Raw genomic sequence first — 18237 nt, 5'->3', positions numbered from 1 at the left:
CTTCCTTCTGTTTCAACTTCCCATGCCAATTCGAAAATCAAATGTTCGTTTTCGAAAATATAGCGTTGTTAATCCCGTGTAAATGATGCAAACTCTATGAAAACTATCTTCAGGAGTGACGTCATGGGACAACATATTCTTGCCATTGACCAAGGCACAACAAGCTCACGTAGTATTATTTTTTCTCCAAATGGAAAAATAGAGGGTATTGCTCAACAAGAGTTTTCACAAAAGTACCCCAATGATGGTTGGGTTGAACACGACCCTGAAGAAATTTGGGAAAGCGTTGTCACCACTTTGAAAGAAGTGTTCAACAAGTGTGGTGTAACACCTGCAGATATCGCGTCGGTTGGTATCACTAACCAACGAGAAACCACGCTGGTTTGGCACAAAGAAACCGGTAAGCCGGTGTATCCAGCTATTGTTTGGCAAGACCGTCGCACGTCGCAACTTTGCCGTGAGTTAAGTAATGATGAAGGGCTTGTCGATTATATTACACAGACTACAGGATTGTTGCTCGACCCGTATTTCTCAGCAACTAAAGTCGCCTGGATTCTAGATAATGTAGAGGGCGCTAGAACACAGGCTGAGAATGGCGAGCTACTCTTCGGTACTGTTGATACCTTCCTTATTTGGCGATTAACCGATGGAAAGTCTCACAAGACAGACGCGACTAATGCATCGCGCACTATGCTGTTTGATATCAACAAGCAATGTTGGGACGACAAACTGCTTTCTACATTCAACATTCCAAAATCAATGCTACCTGAAGTTATGGATTGCGCCGCAGATTTTGGCGTGATTGAAGAGAGTATTATTGGTAGCGCGACGCCTATTCAAGGTGTTGCAGGCGATCAACAAGCCGCATTAGTGGGGCAAGCGTGCTTTGAAAAAGGCATGGCAAAGAGTACCTATGGCACAGGTTGCTTTATGATACTTAACACTGGCGATGCCCCACTTAAATCAAAGAATAGATTGCTTACCACAGTAGGTTATCGACTTGATGGTAAAACTACTTATGCACTTGAAGGCAGTATTTTCATGGCCGGCGCTACGGTGCAATGGTTACGCGATGGCCTTAAGCTCATTGATGATGCCGCAGAAACTGAAGCGCTTGCTCAGCGAGCAAGACGCGACAATGGCGTATTCCTAGTCCCCGCTTTTACTGGCCTTGGAGCGCCTTACTGGGACCCTGATGCGCGAGGAGCCATTCTGGGATTAACCCGAGACACAGGAATTAGTGAAATCGTGGCCGCAGGCCTTCAATCGGTGTGCTATCAAACTAAAGACTTACAAAAGGCCATGGAAAGTGATGGCGCTAGACCAACCAATATACGTGTAGACGGTGGAATGTCGCGAAACGATTGGGTAATGGGCTTTTTGTCAGATATTTTAGGTGCGGAAGTCGAACGCCCAGAAGTCACTGAGACCACAGCATTAGGCGCCGCGTTCCTTGCAGGGTTGCAAGCTGGCGTCTTCAACAGTGTTGATGATCTCACTCAATGTTGGCGAAGTGATAGCGTTTTCACACCAAGACTTTCTAAAGCAGAGCGAGATCAGGCCTATGACGGCTGGAAAGCTGCTGTAGAGCGCATTCGCTGTAGCTAATTTCTGCTTATTTTTCTGATTGTTAATAAAGTGCGGTTATAGCCCGCACTTTTTTTATACAAAAAAAATTTTTTATAACATTGTAATTACATTGTCATTTTGTGCTAGTATTGGAAACAAGGTAAACGTTTCACCTTTTACCTTAAAACAGAAACGCTATATTTTTCATAAAGTTACAAATAATAATCACGAAAATATAACGTTAAATGTGTAAAAGTAATGTTAATAAGCTTGATCCGCACATACTAAAAACGTAGTTTTAGTGCTAAATACGTTAAAACGTAGCCTACTCACGGAGAAAACACAGTGACACATAAAATTAACACATCACAATTAGGCCCAATTGCGAGACGCTCACTTTTAGGTGTTGCTATCGCCTCTGCCCTACACGCTCCAATTACATTCGCTCAAGAAGAAAATAATTCTCAAAAAGAGCAAATGGAAGTTATCGAAGTAAAAGGTTTTACCAGCTCACTGAAGGCGTCAATGCTTGATAAGAAAGCATCAGACGTTGTTTACGATGGTATTACTGCTGAAGATTTGGGTAAGTTCCCTGACCAAAACGTTGCTGAATCACTGCAAAGAATCACCGGTGTGGCAATTGACCGCTCTGGTGGTGAAGGTCAATTTATTACTGTTCGTGGTTTCGGTCCAGACTTCAATACTGTGTTAGTAAATGGACGTCAAATTGCTACGGAAAACCAAGGCCGCGCGTTTAGTTTTGACACTTTGCCAGCTGAACTTATCAGTGGCGCTAAAGTTTACAAAAGCCCGCTAGCATCAATGCAAGAAGGTGGTATTGGTTCTACTGTTGAAATCACTACTGCACGTCCTTTCGCGTTTGATGGCTTTAAAGCTGTAGCCAGTGTGAAAGGCATGTACGAAGACATTTCTGAAGAAACATCACCACAAATGTCTGGCCTAATCACCAATACCTTTATGGATGGCAAGCTAGGTATTCTAGCCGCGGCTTCATTCCAGCAGCGTGAACTACAAACAAACATGCTTGAAACGCGCTACTGGCGTCCAGGTGTAAGTATTACTAACCGTTCTGAGCTTGATAACCCAGCTTATGCCGACAGTGCGCAATTTAACGGTGTGTATATCCCGCAAAACTTTGACCAGATTGTTGACCTTGTCGATCGTGAAAGAACCTCAGGTACACTTGTTGTTCAATATGCGCCAAATGATGACATGACGCTAACATTAGACGGCTTGTATTCAAAGTTTGAGGTTGATTCGGATGCACACAGTGTTGGTCACTGGTTCTCTGATAGCAACTTGGACAATATGTCTTTCACAGACAATGGTAGTCTTTCTGGTGTAACCAGTACTGTTGTAGACGGTGTGGGTGGTGCGACTGACTTTATCCGTCGCCGTTACGGTAGAGACGTAGACATTCAGGCATTTGGCGCCAACTTCGAGTGGATTGTTAACGACAACCTTACCGCAAACATCGATATTTCAACCTCAACGGCTGAAGATTCTAGTGGTGGTGCGAACTTCTTTACTGTTGTAGGTTACAACAACGAATACAGTGTGGATTATTCAGGCTCAACACCAACGCTTTCAGTAGCCGGCGGTGATGCAGCATTACAAACACCTTCATTAGGCCGTATGCACTACAATGAGCGCAATGGTTTCGACGTAGAAGATACTATCTCTGAGTACCGCGCAGATTTCACTTGGGTTCCAGATTCAAACAATGCGTTCTACAAAGCAGACTTCGGTGTTTATTATCAAGATCGTGAGAAAACGAATACTCGCCTATTCGCCTCTGCATGTAACGTATACTGTGGTTACAACTTTGACCTACCTGATGAATTGTTAACGCTATTTACTGCAAAGAACTACTTCAGCGGTGTACCAAATCAGTGGTTAACTTACGATCCTGAGGCGTTCTTCAACTACGCGACTTCAGATGCAGCGGTTCAGCAAATCTCTGACGCAACAGGCCTATCATTTGACGATGTTCGTGCGACCATTGACGCTACCAATATCGCCAACCCACAGCCTAGCAATGACTCGTTCGCGGTTACTGAAGAAGTACTAAGTGCTTATGTTCAGTTCTACTTCTCTACAGAAGTTTCTGACATGCCTTTAGACATTAACTTTGGCTTCCGTTACAGCGAAACAGATACCTCTGTTGATGGCACAAGTCAGATTGTTAGAGATCTAGAGCCAATTCCAAACGATCCTTCAGATTTGAACATCGTTTATGAAACAGATTTCGGTACTGCAATCAATGAAACCAACAGCTACTCTTCATTGTTACCGAACGTTAACGTGAAGCTTCAGTTAACTGACGATCTGTACTTACGCTATGCATACTCAGAAACGTTAACTCGCCCGATGATGGACGACCTAGTACCAGTATTTAACGTTACTGTTTCACGTCCAGGAAACTTACAAGCGCAAGCGGGTAACACAGCACTACAGCCATACAGCGCAACGAGCTGGGACGTATCACTAGAGTACTACTACGATGATACAAGTTACTTCTCAGCGGCGGCATTCAACAAAGAAGTTGAAGACTTCATTGCTGGCGACGTAGAAGATGAGTCACTGTTCCTAGAAAGTGGTGAATATGTATTTAGCGTACTTCGTCCGCGTAACGGCGAAACACTTGAAGTAGAAGGTCTAGAATTAGCGTGGTTGCACACGTTAGAAAGTGGCTTTGGTATTCAAGCTAACGCTACTATCGTGAATTCTGACGCAGAGTTTAGCCTTCCAGGTCTAGGTAACTCGCAGAACATTACCCTGTTCTACGAAAAAGATGCATTCCAGGCACGTGTTGCACTAAACAACCGTGAAACCTTCATGCAAGAAGCAGTAAGCTCACTAGGCGGAACAGAGCCTCGTTTCACAGAAACTTATACTCAGGTTGATATGAGTGTAAGCTATGACATTAACGAGTCTCTAACGGTATTCTTCGAAGGTATCAATATTACCGACGAAGAGCTTACACGTCGCGGACGTTTCTCTGAGCAATTTGTACAACAAGTTGCAGATGGTGCACGTTACGCAGTAGGTGTACGTGCTAGCTTCTAATTATCATTAGACTGTTAAGGGGGCATTGCGCCCCCTTTTTACCTTTATACTGCTGAGGAGTTTTTCGTGTCAGGCAGCCTAACCCAACTTATCGTTTTTATCTTTATTACCGCGCTTATTGGCCTTCTTACCTATTTAAAGTGTCGCGGTCATGGGCATAGTAAAGCCAACGAAAACAAAGAATATTTTCTAGCTGGTGGTGGACTCACATGGGTTTTCGTCGCGGGCTCAATTACATTAACAAACTTAAGCACCGATCAGCTTGTGGGCATGAACGGTAATCAAATGGCATTACTTGCATGGTGGGAATTCGCTGCAGTAATCGGCCTCATCATTCTGGCAAAAGTGTTTCTGCCAGTTTATTACCACTACAATTGCACCACCACAACTGAACTGCTCGAAATGCGCTATAACAACAAACATATACGCGCGCTTATTGGGTTACTATTTTTCTTAGGAAGTAGCCTTATTTTCATGCCTGCAGTGATCTACTCGGGCTCGCTGTTCATGATTAATATGTTCAACGTAGACTTACCGCTCATGTACGTAGCAACTGCTTTTGCTTTAATCGGTGCACTTTATGCTATTTTCGGCGGCTTGCGCGCGGTTGCAGTATCAGACACTTATTCAGGCGTATTACTGCTTACAATGGCAATTGTTGTTGTGGTGCTTGCCCTATTCGCCATCGACTTTGACTTTTCAGGTATTCCGAAAGAGCGCCTCACTTTGATCGGTGATAACGACTCTCCGCTTCCGTGGCATACGTTGCTAACAGGCATGATATTTATTCAGGCGTTTTACTGGGGAACGAACCAAGTTATCACTCAACGAGCAATGGCAGCCCCTAATTTAAAGGAAGCGCAGAAAGGGGTATATGCAGCAGCAATAATCAGATTCATTATAGTACCCTCAATCATTGTTATACCGGGTATTATTTCATTCAAACTGTACGGCGACATCAACGATGCAGCCTATGGCACAATTGTAGGTGACGTACTACCCAGTTGGCTATCAGGTGTATTCGCAGCGGCATTGGCTGCGGCAGTGCTAACTACCTACAACAGTAATTTGAATTCAGCTACTGCCCTTTATGTGTGTGATATTCACGAAGCTTACTTTCAAAAAGAACCGAATGTTGCGCGCTTAAGTGGGATTGTTACCGCGCTATTAACTATAGTTTCGCTATTAATGGTACCTGTCTACGCACAAGCGGAGAGTATTATTAACTTGTTGCAGGAATTATGGGGTCTGATCAGTATGCCTGTCTTATCAATTTTTGTTGTGGGCTTACTCTTTAACAATGTCAACGCGTATGCGGGAATAATATCTGTCGTCTTCGGCGTGGGTCTTTATTCTTACTTTAGCTTTGTACACGCCCCGTTTGGCCTACATTATATACACTTAATGCCTATCACATTGGCGTGCTGTATCGCCCTAGCTCTATTCTTAAATAAAGCACTGTTTAAGCAAAAGGCACAGTGGCGTGGTAGATTGATTGACTAATACAGTAATCATTTAAGGGTGCTGAGAAACTCGCTTATGTCACAAGTAAATCGTGTTGTTATTGTGGGCGGTGGAACTGCTGGCTGGCTGACAGCCGGCATATTGGCGGCTAAATATGGCGCTAGCGATGATCGTGGTCAGCGCCTATCTATTTCGTTGATTGAATCAAGCACTGTGCACCCAATTGGCGTTGGAGAAGGCACATGGCCTACCATGCGCAACACCTTATCTTCAATTGGCTTAAGTGAATCACAACTCATCAAGCAGGCCAGTGCATCCTTTAAGCAAGCCAGTAAATTTGTTAACTGGCATAAGGGAGAGGCATCAAATGCTTACTATCACCCTTTTAGTGCACCGCAGGGCTCAGCACGATTAGACATATCACCTTATTGGTTGCTGAAAGACGCGGATAAAGGGCAATATGCCCATGATGTTTGCTTTCAGCCTGCGCTGTGCGAAGCGGGATTAGCGCCGAAAGTTAGCGCCAATGGCAATCAGTCTTTCGTCGCTAATTATGGCTACCACCTCGACGCTGGCGAATTTATCACGCTTTTACGGGAACACTGCACGCAGGTTTTAGGGGTTGAGCACATCGTAGATGATGTGGTGTCGGTTGAGCAACATAACAGCGGTATTGCAGCGCTTCAAACAAAGAAGAGTGGTCTACTTCAGGGTGATTTCTTCGTTGACTGCACAGGTTTTGAAGGGCTATTGATTGAAAAAGCACTAGGCGTTGGGATACAAGATGCCTCGCATCAGTTGTTCGCTGATACCGCTCTTGTTTGTCAACTACCTTATGACAATCCCAACGCGCCAATAGCATGTCATACACTGTCCACCGCACAAGAAGCCGGCTGGATTTGGGATATTGGTCTTCAACATCGAAGAGGCACCGGTTATGTATTTTCGAGTGACTACCAGTCTACCGATGCAGCCAGCGAAACGTTTGCTAATTATCTTCGTCCGTTGACTAGCGCGCCTGTTGATGAAGGTTCGTTTAGAACTATTTCATTTAAGACTGGTTATAGAAAACAATTTTGGGTAAAAAACTGTGTGGCAATTGGCCTGTCGAGTGGTTTTTTGGAACCCCTTGAAGCCTCTGCATTGATGTTAATAGAGCAAAGCGCTGCCATGCTGGCTGAGCAACTGCCTACCGACACTTCGGTTATGCACTTCGCTCAACGTCGCTTCAATAGCTCATTGACGTATATGTGGGAGCGGACTATTGAATTCTTGAAGCTCCATTATGTGCTAAGCAATAACCAAACCCCTTTTTGGCAAGACAATCGCAGTGACCAGAGCATACCTGAACAACTTGCTTGCCTACTAGAAGAGTGGCGTCATCGCCCCATTTTGGATAGTGACTTTCCCTCTACTCATGATGTGTTTAGTGCACAAAGCTATCGCTATATCCTCTATGGAATGTCTGACACTCAGTACTCTTCACATTCACTTCGCGGCTATATGCGGACAATGAACCAGCAAACATTCGCGACCAAGCAATTCCAATTAAACCACTCGCTAGTTGATCAGTTGAAAGGACGTCTCCCTTCTCATCGCGGGTTAATAGAACGCTTTTTTTAAGGAATCGGACCTTCTATGAATACCTATAATTTTATTCCTCTTGATACCAAGGTACATCGCGAGATTTCGGTACAACCAGACAACAGCTTTGCTCACGCTAAAAACTTTAATCTGGTCAATATTGGGTTTAATGAATTGGCGTCGCTGAGCGGATGCTTGCCTATTGTGGTTGTTAACGACGAAGCGACAGACAAGCAATCACTGGCGGGTGTAGTTGGCTTTGAAACCTATGGAAATCTTTTTTGTTCAAAAAACCAATGGCAAGGCCACGCTGTTCCACTGAGTGTCCAAACGTATCCATTTAACTTTGCTATTGATAACAACAAAGTCACCGTATTAATTGACGATTCATCAGATAGAGTACAAGACAAAGCCGATAAAGAATGCGCATTGTTTTCATCTGACGGTGAACCAACGCATACGCTTAAACACTATCAAGCATGCTTGAGCAATTTAATTGAAGGCCAGCAGCAGGCTCACACATTTATCACCATTTTGAAGCAACACGATTTATTGTCACCACTGTCAGTTACGTTAACGCTTAAAGATGGCCAAACCGTCACATCGACCGACCTATTGTCAATCAATGAGGAAAAGTTTGCTAAGCTTGATGAAGCAACAATTGTGCGCTTTCATCAGCAAGGTATAGCAATGGCAATCAATGCTATGTTGCTTTCCCTTCGTCAATACAATCGGTTGGTACAATTAACTCAACGCTTCGACAATCCTGCTGAGAAAGTTGGCATTAAGCTTTCTCAATAGTAGAAGCCGTACTCATTACTAAGCAGTTTTAACCGATTTACTTTCACTACTCACACCGCATTGTTCAAAGTGGTGTTTAAAGAGGTTTTTATGTCGTCACTTTCTTCATTCGTTCGTCTCTCGAACGATAAAACCACACTTATCTTTGACTGTCAGGGACGAATGCCAAAAGTTATTTATTATGGTGCCCCCTTAAGTAGCGCGACAACGTCTGAAATGCTAAGTGTGTTAAACACGCGCCAAGAAGCAAAGTGCGCTCCTGTGATTGAGCCGCCAATTACACTCGTGCCAACACATGGCGAAGGTTGGACAGGACAACCCGGCTTAGAAGTGTCGGGCAACACCGATCAATGGGCAGCTGGCTTCAGTCTTCAGAAAATTAATCGCACAGACAACGCGGTAGCATTTATTGCAACCGACGAAGCACGCGGTATGAGATTAACAACAACCGTTGGGCTTGATGACAACACATCGGTCGTAAAGTATGTAACGAGACTAGAAAATATCGGGGATAACACGTTAAATCTACATTACCTTAACGCAGCTAGCCTTCCTCTACCTACCACGGTATCTAAAATTAAGACTTTTGAAGGACGTTGGTCGGCAGAGTTTCAGACTACCGATCACGACCTATTTTTTGGTAGTTATGTTCGCGAAAACCGTCGTGGTAAGACATCACATGATACCTTTCCTGGTTTGATCGCCTTTGCGCCTGGCACGGGTGAACTGCAAGGCGATTGTTACGGTTACCACTTAGGTGCATCGGCAAATCATAAACTGCGTGCAGAATTAATGGCTGACGGAAGAAGTTATGTGCAGTTTGGCGAATTGTTGTTTCCTGGTGAAGTGACTTTGGCTGCGGGAGAAAGCTATACCACCCCAGTACTTTACACCGGTTTTGGTGATGCTGGCTTTTCGTCACTTTCACAACAGTTTCATCGTTTTGTTCGCACCAACATACTCAACCACAGTGCTGACTCTAAACCTCGCCCGGTTCACTACAACACTTGGGAGGGTATTTACTTTGACCACAACGAAGACACGTTAAAAGCACTGGCAGACAAAGTTGCACCATTAGGCATAGAGCGATTCGTGTTAGACGATGGGTGGTTTAAAGGAAGACGACACGACAAAGCAGGCTTAGGTGATTGGTTTGTCGATGAAGCAATCTATCCGCAAGGTCTAGATGGGCTTATTGATCACGTTACCGACTTAGGCATGGAGTTTGGTATTTGGTTCGAACCTGAAATGGTTAACCCAGATAGCGACTTGTACCGCGCCCATCCCGAGTGGGCATTACATACCGAGAACAACCCTCAGGTTCCATTTAGAAATCAGTATGTCCTAGACTTAACTAACCCAGAAGTCGTTGAGTATCTCTATAAAGTGATTACCGATGTGCTCACAGCATATCCGAAAATCAGCTATATCAAATGGGACATGAATCGCGACGTAAATCACCCGGGCAACCTTCAAGGTAAACCTGCAATGCACGGTCAAATGGCCGCGTTATACTCGCTTATAGACCGTGTTAAAGCAGCTCACCCAGGCATTGAAATAGAAAGTTGTTGTTCAGGTGGCGGACGCGTAGATCTAGGAATTCTGCCCCATACTGACCGTTTCTGGACATCAGATTCCAACGACGCACTAGACCGCTTATATATCCAGCGCGGTTTCTCATACTTTTTCCCTTCAGAAGTAATGGGCGCTCACGTAGGCCCGCGCGACTGTCATATTACAGGGCGCAACTTGCCTATTGAAATCCGAAGTGCTGTCGCTTTATTTGGCCATATGGGCATTGAAATGGATCCGCGAGAGCTTACCGAGCACGAGCAAAAAGTACTAACAGACGCCATTTCACTGTACAAGCAGTATCGCCACATTACCCATAGTGGTGACTTATATCGTCTGGATGACGACGGCTTGAACGTGAAGTTTGGGTATATGTCAAAAGATAAAAGTGAAGGCATATTTGCCTATAACAGCGTGAAAGAAACCCTTCGAACTACACCAACTCGTTTTTACTTTGCCGGTCTTGATGCCAGCAAGCAATACATTGTCGAGCGCGTGTGGCCAGAGAAGCTAAAAGAATATACGCCGTCGATTCTGCAACAAATCGACGGACAGGTATTCTCGGGTGAAATATTGATGAAATACGGTATGCAACTCCCCGTACTTTTCCCTCAAACCGCGCTGATTTACACGGTCAAAGCGGTGTAATGTAGCAAGCCAAACATTTTTGTTGTCCCGACAAAAAGCGGGTTTAGGATGTGTGCCCTAAGCTCGCTTTTTTATTTGCTTTTTAAGTCCTTTCAATATTTTGGCAAACCGCTTGTCTTCTTCACCGTTGATTTGTGACAAGGTCGCTTTCGCTTGCTGAACATCATTGGCATTTAACCGAAGCTCGGCCAAACGCAAGTTAGCCCAATTCATACTTGGCAAGTGGGCAGTTTCAATACTTGTGGAATTGTACTCTTCAATATATTGCTCAAGTGCAGCTATGCCGCTATCTGTATATTCACCGCTTTGCACTGCAAGGAGTCCCATGCGGTACTTGCCATAAAGCAAATTGCTTTTGTTTTCAGCGTAAGCTTCCCATTGCTCAGATTCTTTATCTGTCACAGTCTCTACAGATTCGTTCAACAAGACTGATAAGGTTTCGAAGGCATTTTGAAAACGCTCATCAGTTAAATAGTGTGTACCTAGTTCAAGGTTGGCGCGGATCTTTGCCTCATTTTGCTGAGCAAGGGTGGCATATATTTCGACGGCCTTGTCCACCTGATCGTCTTGAAGGTAAAACTTCGCTTTGGCGAATTGCCCTTCAAGGGCATCGAGGGTGGCTATTTTATCAGCAAGCTTTTCAGCTTCATCCATGTCTCCCCCAGCAATAGAGGGGGCCATTAGGTGAAACTGCATGAGAGCTTGATATACACCGACTTCATCAGGTGCTAACGTAACGGCAGTTTCCAAGCTCTGCTTGGCCTTTTCAGCATAGCCAAGTGCAGAGAAAATACTGTTGGATGCTTGCGCTCCCATCACATTCGCGTGAGTGTGATAAGCACGGTAATCGCTGTTGTAATTTTTCACAAATTCATCAGCCACTTCTTCTGCGTCATCTAGGTCTATATTCATTAGCGCAGAAATAAGGATATTGTATTGCTTGGGCGTTTTCGCCTTCACATCTTCAAGCGCTTCTATGACGAACTCATAATCACCTTGCTTAAAACGTGCATCAAGCATCTCAATACTCGTGCTATCTGTATTTTTTATGCTGTCATTATTTAGCGCGAACGCGCCTGCGCTGGTAAGTGCAATCGATACGGCTGCCGCACATAACAAACGTGAAGATACTTTTTTGACGTTCATTCCAAGTCCCTTTGTAATAGGTGCAATGTTAGTGGTAGATGCAATGTCTAGTGGCATTGAATGCGTTTGTATTAAGATAGATAACGCTAAATTAACCTAGCCTGAACAAATTTCCATCGATTATTTGTAACAAAAAGCATGTTTAAGAAAAACGGGCTCAATTGGTGAGCCCGTTTTTTTAGTTAAAAGTTGCTGAGTGATTTACGGCTTGCTTTCCATCTTCAATCCGAGCGCCCAACGATTGTCAAACCCTTTCCATGGTGCAGGTGTTTCGCCACCAACAGGCACTTGGTCACTGCTGCCCGACACGTTTAAGAATTCACAGAAATCTGGCATTTGCTTTACGTGGCAGTTCATAAGTGCCAATGCAAAGTGTTCATTAATGGCATTGAGCTTCTGCACTTCCCAAGCGGGCTCGATGTAACTGCCTAAATCAAATTCGCTACCATAGGCTTCTTTAGGTGCTGGATGCGGAGCTACGTTATGGCGCGCGTTCTTAACGGTAAGGAGTTTAGTGTGAGAGTTCCCCGTATTGTCAAACAACCAACGGATACCGTCATAACCCGAAATATCATCGTTGTCACCTGCTACGTATAAAACAGGTACCTTAATATCGTTAAGTGACTGAACATCAAATAACTGATGCTGACCACCCCACGGAGCCAGTGCTAAGGCCGCCTTCCACGACGGTAGTACCGCATCACTACTCTCTTTTCCACCAGCACACGTATTTAAGGCCTGCTTCACTAATTGGACAGCGGCCGGGTCTTGTGTGCCAGTAAAAGTAGCGGCGGTGGTATCATTAAATGCATAACACCCACCAACAGTGCTTACTGCCCCGTATCCTCCCATGGAATAGCCGATCACCCCCGCTTTTTCACTATCCACACTGTCTTTAAAAAATGGGTGTTCCGTTATTGCATTTAAGGTAAATACTTGGTCTTTAGCACGGTTAAGGAGTGTGCTTGGAAAACCAGAATATGGGCTTTCAGCAAAGTTAACATCTTTGTTAGTTGAGTCAGTGTGGTCGATGGCAGCTACCACATAGCCATGTGACGCTAAGTGTTCGCCAAGGTAGTGCATTAACGTGCGATAACCTGTATATCCATGTGAGATAACGATGACTGGATATTTGGTTTCTGTCTTTGCAATAGCAACATCGCGATAAGCGTTAGCTTGCACCTCAAACGTTATGCCACTGCGTGTTTCGTCACTGTATTGTGTAAGCGCAGTTTCTTCTTTGGTTGGGTACCACACCTCAAGCATAAGGCTTCGTTCTGCCTGTCCTTTTACAAAGTCTGGCACTAACTGAGGGTAGGTAGCTTCAATCGTTTTAACCCCAACGTTGTACGCACCATCTGCACTGAGCTCAGGCATAACATCAGCAGGAAAGGGCTTGTAGAGATTTTGAGCGGCAAAAGCAGGCATTGTAGCGGCGGTCGACGCTAGCAGGCTCGCACCAAAAAAAAGGGATAACGTTTTCATAATTATTAACTTTACGGGTAATTTGTAGGCAATAAGTAATATTACCCTGCTTATGGCGGTTAACAAGACTGACAACATTGTTATTGCTTATTTTTGGCAATAAGGCGTGCTAATACAGTACTGCGTCATTAAGGTAAACGTATCCCCTTCGGATACATAGATTAGTCAGCAATATCGAATGTATCTTCCGCATCTTCCCAACGTTTATTAAATATTGGCTTTAGCATCTGTGGATAGCCATCAGCAACGAAGTTAATTTCGCGAAGTTCTCGGTTTGCAATCTGGCTTTCCTTAATGTCTAGAAGTGCTTTATTTAGCGACTCAGTCACCTGTTTACCCAGTTCTGTTTTAGCGCAAAACAGCCGTTTTGTACCGCGTATTTCATTCGATAATTCAGAGATTTGATAAACGCCCATTGAAGAATATTGTTCCGGTGTCAGGCTATTAAGTTCTTTATGACCAACGTAACCAAAATCTATGCGTCCAGTCTCTATAAGTTCGATAGTGTGGAGCCCTAAATCTTTACCTAACCCATTCAATGTAACAATGTTAAAGGGTTTCCCCCACTGCTTTACAGCGTTGCTATAGGCGTTTTTTACATCGTTATAGAGTACCGTTTTATAGCGCTTTTCTAGCAACCTTTGCAGAGAAACCTTTTCATACAATTTTTCATCATCGCTCACCTGGCTTGCTTCTTTGCTTTTTATGGCTTGATTGAGTTCAGATGACGTGACCATTAATAGGGGCAAATTAATGGATGTGGGTTCGGAAAAATACCCCCACGCTAAGCGGTCTTCTCGATAAGATGCACCAAAAAAGCAATACACCATACTGGGGTCACTGTTTGAGCCAATCATTGCCCATGCGCGTTTTATCGGATAGGTTTCAAAGCGGTGCGTATATTGCGGCAAATATGACGCCAAGTAAGACATATTCTTGAATAAGGGGCCATCGTTAATCTCTACGCCGTCAACTCGCATGCCTACTTCAGGTGGTCGCAACCAAACAGCCGTAGGTTTGTCGTTTTCAGTATTTTCTATCTGATGGCCTTGGACGTGTTGGGGCATACAAAATGCCAACACAACCAGCATTACACTTTTAAATAAAAGCATTGAAACTATTTTCAACAATATACATGCCTAAAAAACGATCAAAAAAAGAGCGCAAATTCTAGAGTAATCACCTCATGATTACAGGACATGCGTCTCACACATAAGTCGTTAAACGAAAAAAGCCCTTCAAAGAAGGGCTTTTTAAACTGCGTTGAACTGTTCGAGTTTAGAACGGTTATCTAAGACAAAATACATAAATTCAGGGTCAGTACAGTAGCAACATCCTTTACTAGCAATAGCTTTCGCCAAGTGACCCTAATTTACTTTTAAACATTAAAAAATAACAATGTAGATAAACTGCGCTATTTTCTACCAATTACGGTTAAATTTAAACATTTTTCAACATTTCTGCCAAGGCGGTTTTACGAGTATCAACTGCGCCTTGTTTGTTAACACCATAACGAAAATCCGTTTCCTTGCCAATAATATGTACTTTATCTTCTGCTCTTGTCACAGCCGTATACAACCAACTACGATCAAGCAACCTTCCTCGTTCAAGCAAAACAATCACATTAGGAGCTTGTGACCCCTGCAATTTATGCAAGGTTAAGCAGTATGCGAGATCGATATATTCAAATAATTGCCAATCGACTTCTAACAAACGTTTGTTACCTTTTTCATCAAGGTCTTCAAGTTCAATTAAGCAAGCATACTCATCAGTAGGTTCTGCACTCTTTATGATCCCCAATGTACCATTCTGAACATCGTGTTTATAACTGGTTAAGGTAATAACAATCGGGTCACCTTCTCTGAAGTCATAGCTTCCTTTGGTAATCGGCATATCCGTAAGGTCAAGAAGCTTGCTATTAGGGTTCACAACACCTTGCAGTATGATGTTTGCTTTTCTTACCGTATCGTTGGTAGGAGCGACTATCATGGCGTTGTCATACTCAGAATACACAGTTACTGCGTCTTGCAGAATATCGCCCGTTGATTCTTGGAACGTAATGTCAGTAGTAGTTAATGACTCTGGCATTATGCCGTGCCGTATGGCATTGGAATATGCAGGTACACTACTATCTGCTCCCTGTCGTTTCACGACATCAAGTTCCACATGGTTTATTACACCGCTTTTAATTACATCATTTAAAATGAAACCCGCATTAATCGGTGGAAGCTGATAAGGATCACCAACTAACAAGATTCGAACCATATCAGAAAACAAAGTAACCAAACGCCACATGGTATACGCATCCAACATAGAGGCTTCATCCACAAGCAGTACAGCTTTATCCGTATCAAGATCAGTTTCTCGTAACAGTTTTGCTATTGTCTTCGTTTCAAAACCGATTGATTGTTGAAGCCTACGAGCTGCCTTCCCTGATAACGCAACGGGGTATATCGTATAACCTAATTTTTGATAAGCATTTACAATCAGCTTAGTAGTTGTTGTTTTACCTGTTCCAGCTCCTCCAGTTAGCGCAAAGACGTGACTGACTAATGCTGTCCTTACGGCACGTTCTTGTGCTTTTTCAATGGGCCAATCGGCAGGGAACGAGGTTCTGAATGCTTCTTCCAACTCGCTCGACCAACGGTTGTTTGATTTTCTGAGGTTACCAAAACGTTTGGCTATAGTCTTCTCAAATATATAATTGCCTGAAACGAAATATTGATTGTTTTGTTTAACAAACCCAACGATACCGCCATCTAGCTCGCTTGCCCTTGTAACTAAGCGCAGGTCTTTGTTCAACAGCTTAGAAACTGACGGTTTAATGTCTTGCCAGTCTGCAACCGTATTGCCCTGTTCACTCCATAATCTCAATGCTTGTTCTACGATTGCTACCAGTCTAATTTCATCATCCTGTTTTATACCGAAATGCTTTTGTGCAATATCGTCTACCTTGTGAAATCGCATCCCCAATGAAAACAACCGATATGGGTTCTGGGTAAGAAAATTGATAGCATCCTGATCGGCAAATCTGAATAATTGTCGCTGAATAGGGGCTTCTATTTCCCATTCAACCAACTGCGCTGAATGTTTTAGATTTGAATACTCTTTGTAGCCATGCCAAAGCCCATGTGCCGCTTTGTCACTAAGCAAAACTTCCCTAACTGCTTGAAAATTTGTTTTTGATTGGTCTTTTTCGTAAGGCGCATATTTATCACGTTCTAGTACGTTAAATATTTCGCTTCTAAACTTTTCCCAAAGGAATTGAGCGCTTACCTTACCTATGCCTTCAAACCCTTTCTCTGTACTTAAAAAGGTTACAAATCCAACGCCATTATCTGGCATAACACATTTTAGTGTCGGCTCCATAAAGCGCCACACATCAACATAACCCCCCGTGCTGACTTGCTGCTGTCTGATACTGAAGTTTTGCTCTTTGAGGATTTTCCATTGCTGTCCAACTTTCGGGTCAATATTCAGCTTTTCTTGGGTAGTCAGAATCTCAATGCGATGCGCCCCTAAGTTGTGATTAACAAAAACAGCCCCCAATCGCACGTTATCTGGGCGGTATTGGTATATTCTGGTGATCCTTACCAGATAAGCGCTACTCTTCATTTCCACAAGCCCATTTCAATCAACACTTCTTTAAACTCTGATAGCTTGGCAACCTCAGCAGCTAGTTTGGCATTTTCATTTTGAAGCCTGCGATTTGTCCTTTTGAGATCACGAACTTTGGCGCTGTCCTTTATGTCTTCTTCAGTACCTTTGGATACATCTATTACCTCTTTATCGAGAGGCAAATTAGCCTTGCGCTGTTGGTAGACTCCTGAGGTTGCAAGTTCTTGTTTAAGGTCTTGCAACAAGTCAAAAAGCTTTTTGTTTCTTTTTTCCTTAAATGCAGAGGAATCAAATCCAAGCTCATCGGCAATTTTCTTCGGGCTTAAGGTATCACCATGCCAATAATCCAACCAATTAGGCGACTCTTTCGATTTCATTTCAGCTACCCAACCTAGGAATAGATCTCTGTTACGTTGACCTCTTTCTTTACTCATCTTAACCGCCCTCCACGATGCGTCTTATCGTAGTTCTGCTTACGCCATACTCCTTTGAGAGCTGGTTCTTGGATTTCTGCTTTGACAGAACTAATTTGCGGATCTTTTCCCTGTCAGAATCAGGAATAGTCTTTGGCCTGCCCATATGCTTTCCTTGAGCAATAGCCCGTTCACGACCTTCGGTGGTATTTTTGATGATCAGGCTTTTGTTCAGCTCAGCAAAAACAGCAATAACATGAAGAACAGCTTTCCCAAATGGCGAATCGTCCGCACTGTTAATAACTCCATCAAGTGTTGTAAGAGCAGCGCCTTTTGAATGAATACCATCAATTGCAGTCATGATCCCCTTTAGGCTTCTTCCCAAACGATCAAGTTTTGTAACGCATACAACATCACCTTCACGGATGTAATCCAGAAGATCGTCAAGTTTTTTTACATTATCCAAAGAGTTACCGCTTTGCTTACCAGAAAATATCTTCTCGCAACCATGACGTTCTAACGCTTCAACTTGAGCTTCAAGATCTTGCTCTTGAGTGCTAACCCTTGCATACCCTATCTGTGCCACTTAGATCTCCTTATTGAATAAACAAGCCTAAGCAGCCCTTAAAGGCCGTCCAAGTAATTCATATCCATCAACAGAATAATAACCGCCTTGGCTGTCGCTATATTCGATTCTGGTTACCTTCCATTCACCATCGTCAAATACTTCAACCACATCACCACTAGTAAATTGAACGCCTTCGCATTCAAACCTTCCAAGTTCATTCAGATAACTACGATTCATGACTTTCTCCATACTTTTACTGAACTAAAGTTATAACTTTAG

The 18237-nt window shown here is 43.5% G+C and carries 13 protein-coding genes; 6 read left to right on the top strand and 7 right to left on the bottom strand.

The window, feature by feature from the left end; genetic code table 11:
• Positions 1 to 123: 123 nt before the first annotated feature.
• The 6 genes from glpK (at position 124) to LHL20_RS16585 (ending at position 10728) form a co-directional block, all read left to right on the top strand.
• Positions 124 to 1608 (top strand): glycerol kinase GlpK, encoded by a 1485-nt coding sequence (gene glpK, locus LHL20_RS16610; protein WP_226434099.1) that lies wholly within the window; start codon positions 124 to 126, stop codon positions 1606 to 1608.
• A gap of 306 nt (positions 1609 to 1914) precedes the next feature.
• Positions 1915 to 4659 carry a TonB-dependent receptor gene (locus tag LHL20_RS16605; protein WP_226434098.1) on the top strand — a complete coding sequence of 915 codons (2745 nt, stop codon included), beginning with the start codon at positions 1915 to 1917 and terminating at the stop codon, positions 4657 to 4659.
• A 66-nt stretch (positions 4660 to 4725) separates the two neighbouring features.
• Entirely contained in the window at positions 4726 to 6162 is a 1437-nt protein-coding gene (locus LHL20_RS16600) for an SLC5 family protein (protein ID WP_226434097.1), read from the top strand.
• A gap of 36 nt (positions 6163 to 6198) precedes the next feature.
• Positions 6199 to 7746 (top strand): tryptophan halogenase family protein, encoded by a 1548-nt coding sequence (locus LHL20_RS16595; RefSeq protein WP_226434096.1) that lies wholly within the window; start codon positions 6199 to 6201, stop codon positions 7744 to 7746.
• A gap of 15 nt (positions 7747 to 7761) precedes the next feature.
• Complete coding sequence (locus tag LHL20_RS16590) at positions 7762 to 8508, top strand: SapC family protein (protein ID WP_226434095.1); 747 nt, start codon at positions 7762 to 7764, stop codon at positions 8506 to 8508.
• Positions 8509 to 8598: 90 nt separating this feature from the next.
• A complete protein-coding gene (locus tag LHL20_RS16585; RefSeq protein WP_226434094.1) occupies positions 8599 to 10728 on the top strand; it encodes an alpha-galactosidase in 2130 nt (709 codons plus the stop codon).
• Positions 10729 to 10785: 57 nt separating this feature from the next.
• Here the strand turns inward: LHL20_RS16585 and LHL20_RS16580 are convergent, their stop codons facing one another.
• The 7 genes from LHL20_RS16580 to LHL20_RS16550 all read right to left on the bottom strand — a co-directional run bounded on the left by LHL20_RS16580 (position 10786) and on the right by LHL20_RS16550 (position 18195).
• On the bottom strand, positions 10786 to 11874 hold the full coding sequence (locus LHL20_RS16580; RefSeq protein WP_226434093.1) for a tetratricopeptide repeat protein: 1089 nt from the start codon (positions 11872 to 11874) through the stop codon (positions 10786 to 10788).
• A gap of 201 nt (positions 11875 to 12075) precedes the next feature.
• Complete coding sequence (locus LHL20_RS16575; RefSeq protein WP_226434092.1) at positions 12076 to 13359, bottom strand: alpha/beta hydrolase family protein; 1284 nt, start codon at positions 13357 to 13359, stop codon at positions 12076 to 12078.
• Positions 13360 to 13520: 161 nt separating this feature from the next.
• On the bottom strand, positions 13521 to 14426 hold the full coding sequence (locus LHL20_RS16570; RefSeq protein WP_226434091.1) for a hypothetical protein: 906 nt from the start codon (positions 14424 to 14426) through the stop codon (positions 13521 to 13523).
• A 373-nt stretch (positions 14427 to 14799) separates the two neighbouring features.
• Positions 14800 to 16974 carry an AAA family ATPase gene (locus LHL20_RS16565; protein WP_226434090.1) on the bottom strand — a complete coding sequence of 725 codons (2175 nt, stop codon included), beginning with the start codon at positions 16972 to 16974 and terminating at the stop codon, positions 14800 to 14802.
• On the bottom strand, positions 16971 to 17411 hold the full coding sequence (locus LHL20_RS16560) for a hypothetical protein (protein ID WP_150141102.1): 441 nt from the start codon (positions 17409 to 17411) through the stop codon (positions 16971 to 16973). Before LHL20_RS16560 ends, LHL20_RS16565 begins: the two co-directional genes overlap by 4 nt.
• A gap of 1 nt (position 17412) precedes the next feature.
• Positions 17413 to 17976: a recombinase family protein gene (locus LHL20_RS16555; protein ID WP_150141100.1), complete on the bottom strand. Its 564-nt coding sequence runs from the start codon at positions 17974 to 17976 to the stop codon at positions 17413 to 17415.
• Positions 17977 to 18003: 27 nt separating this feature from the next.
• Positions 18004 to 18195, bottom strand: a complete 192-nt coding sequence (locus LHL20_RS16550) for a DUF5348 domain-containing protein (protein ID WP_150141098.1) — start codon at positions 18193 to 18195, stop codon at positions 18004 to 18006.
• Positions 18196 to 18237: the final 42 nt, after the last annotated feature.

The organism is Alteromonas sp. McT4-15, from assembly GCF_020515205.1.
Classification (GTDB): domain Bacteria; phylum Pseudomonadota; class Gammaproteobacteria; order Enterobacterales; family Alteromonadaceae; genus Alteromonas.
This window is presented reverse-complemented; position numbering and strand designations above follow the sequence as displayed.

Excerpts from the sequence above, each read along its gene's own strand:
- glpK (WP_226434099.1), top strand. The coding sequence starts at position 124 with ATGGGACAACATATTCTTGCCATTGACCAAGGCACAACAAGCTCACGT.
- LHL20_RS16595 (WP_226434096.1), top strand. The coding sequence starts at position 6,199 with ATGTCACAAGTAAATCGTGTTGTTATTGTGGGCGGTGGAACTGCTGGC.
- LHL20_RS16590 (WP_226434095.1), top strand. The coding sequence starts at position 7,762 with ATGAATACCTATAATTTTATTCCTCTTGATACCAAGGTACATCGCGAG.
- LHL20_RS16585 (WP_226434094.1), top strand. The coding sequence starts at position 8,599 with ATGTCGTCACTTTCTTCATTCGTTCGTCTCTCGAACGATAAAACCACA.
- LHL20_RS16580 (WP_226434093.1), bottom strand. The coding sequence starts at position 11,874 with ATGAACGTCAAAAAAGTATCTTCACGTTTGTTATGTGCGGCAGCCGTA.
- LHL20_RS16575 (WP_226434092.1), bottom strand. The coding sequence starts at position 13,359 with ATGAAAACGTTATCCCTTTTTTTTGGTGCGAGCCTGCTAGCGTCGACC.
- LHL20_RS16570 (WP_226434091.1), bottom strand. The coding sequence starts at position 14,426 with ATGCCCCAACACGTCCAAGGCCATCAGATAGAAAATACTGAAAACGAC.
- LHL20_RS16565 (WP_226434090.1), bottom strand. The coding sequence starts at position 16,974 with ATGAAGAGTAGCGCTTATCTGGTAAGGATCACCAGAATATACCAATAC.
- LHL20_RS16560 (WP_150141102.1), bottom strand. The coding sequence starts at position 17,411 with ATGAGTAAAGAAAGAGGTCAACGTAACAGAGATCTATTCCTAGGTTGG.
- LHL20_RS16550 (WP_150141098.1), bottom strand. The coding sequence starts at position 18,195 with ATGAATCGTAGTTATCTGAATGAACTTGGAAGGTTTGAATGCGAAGGC.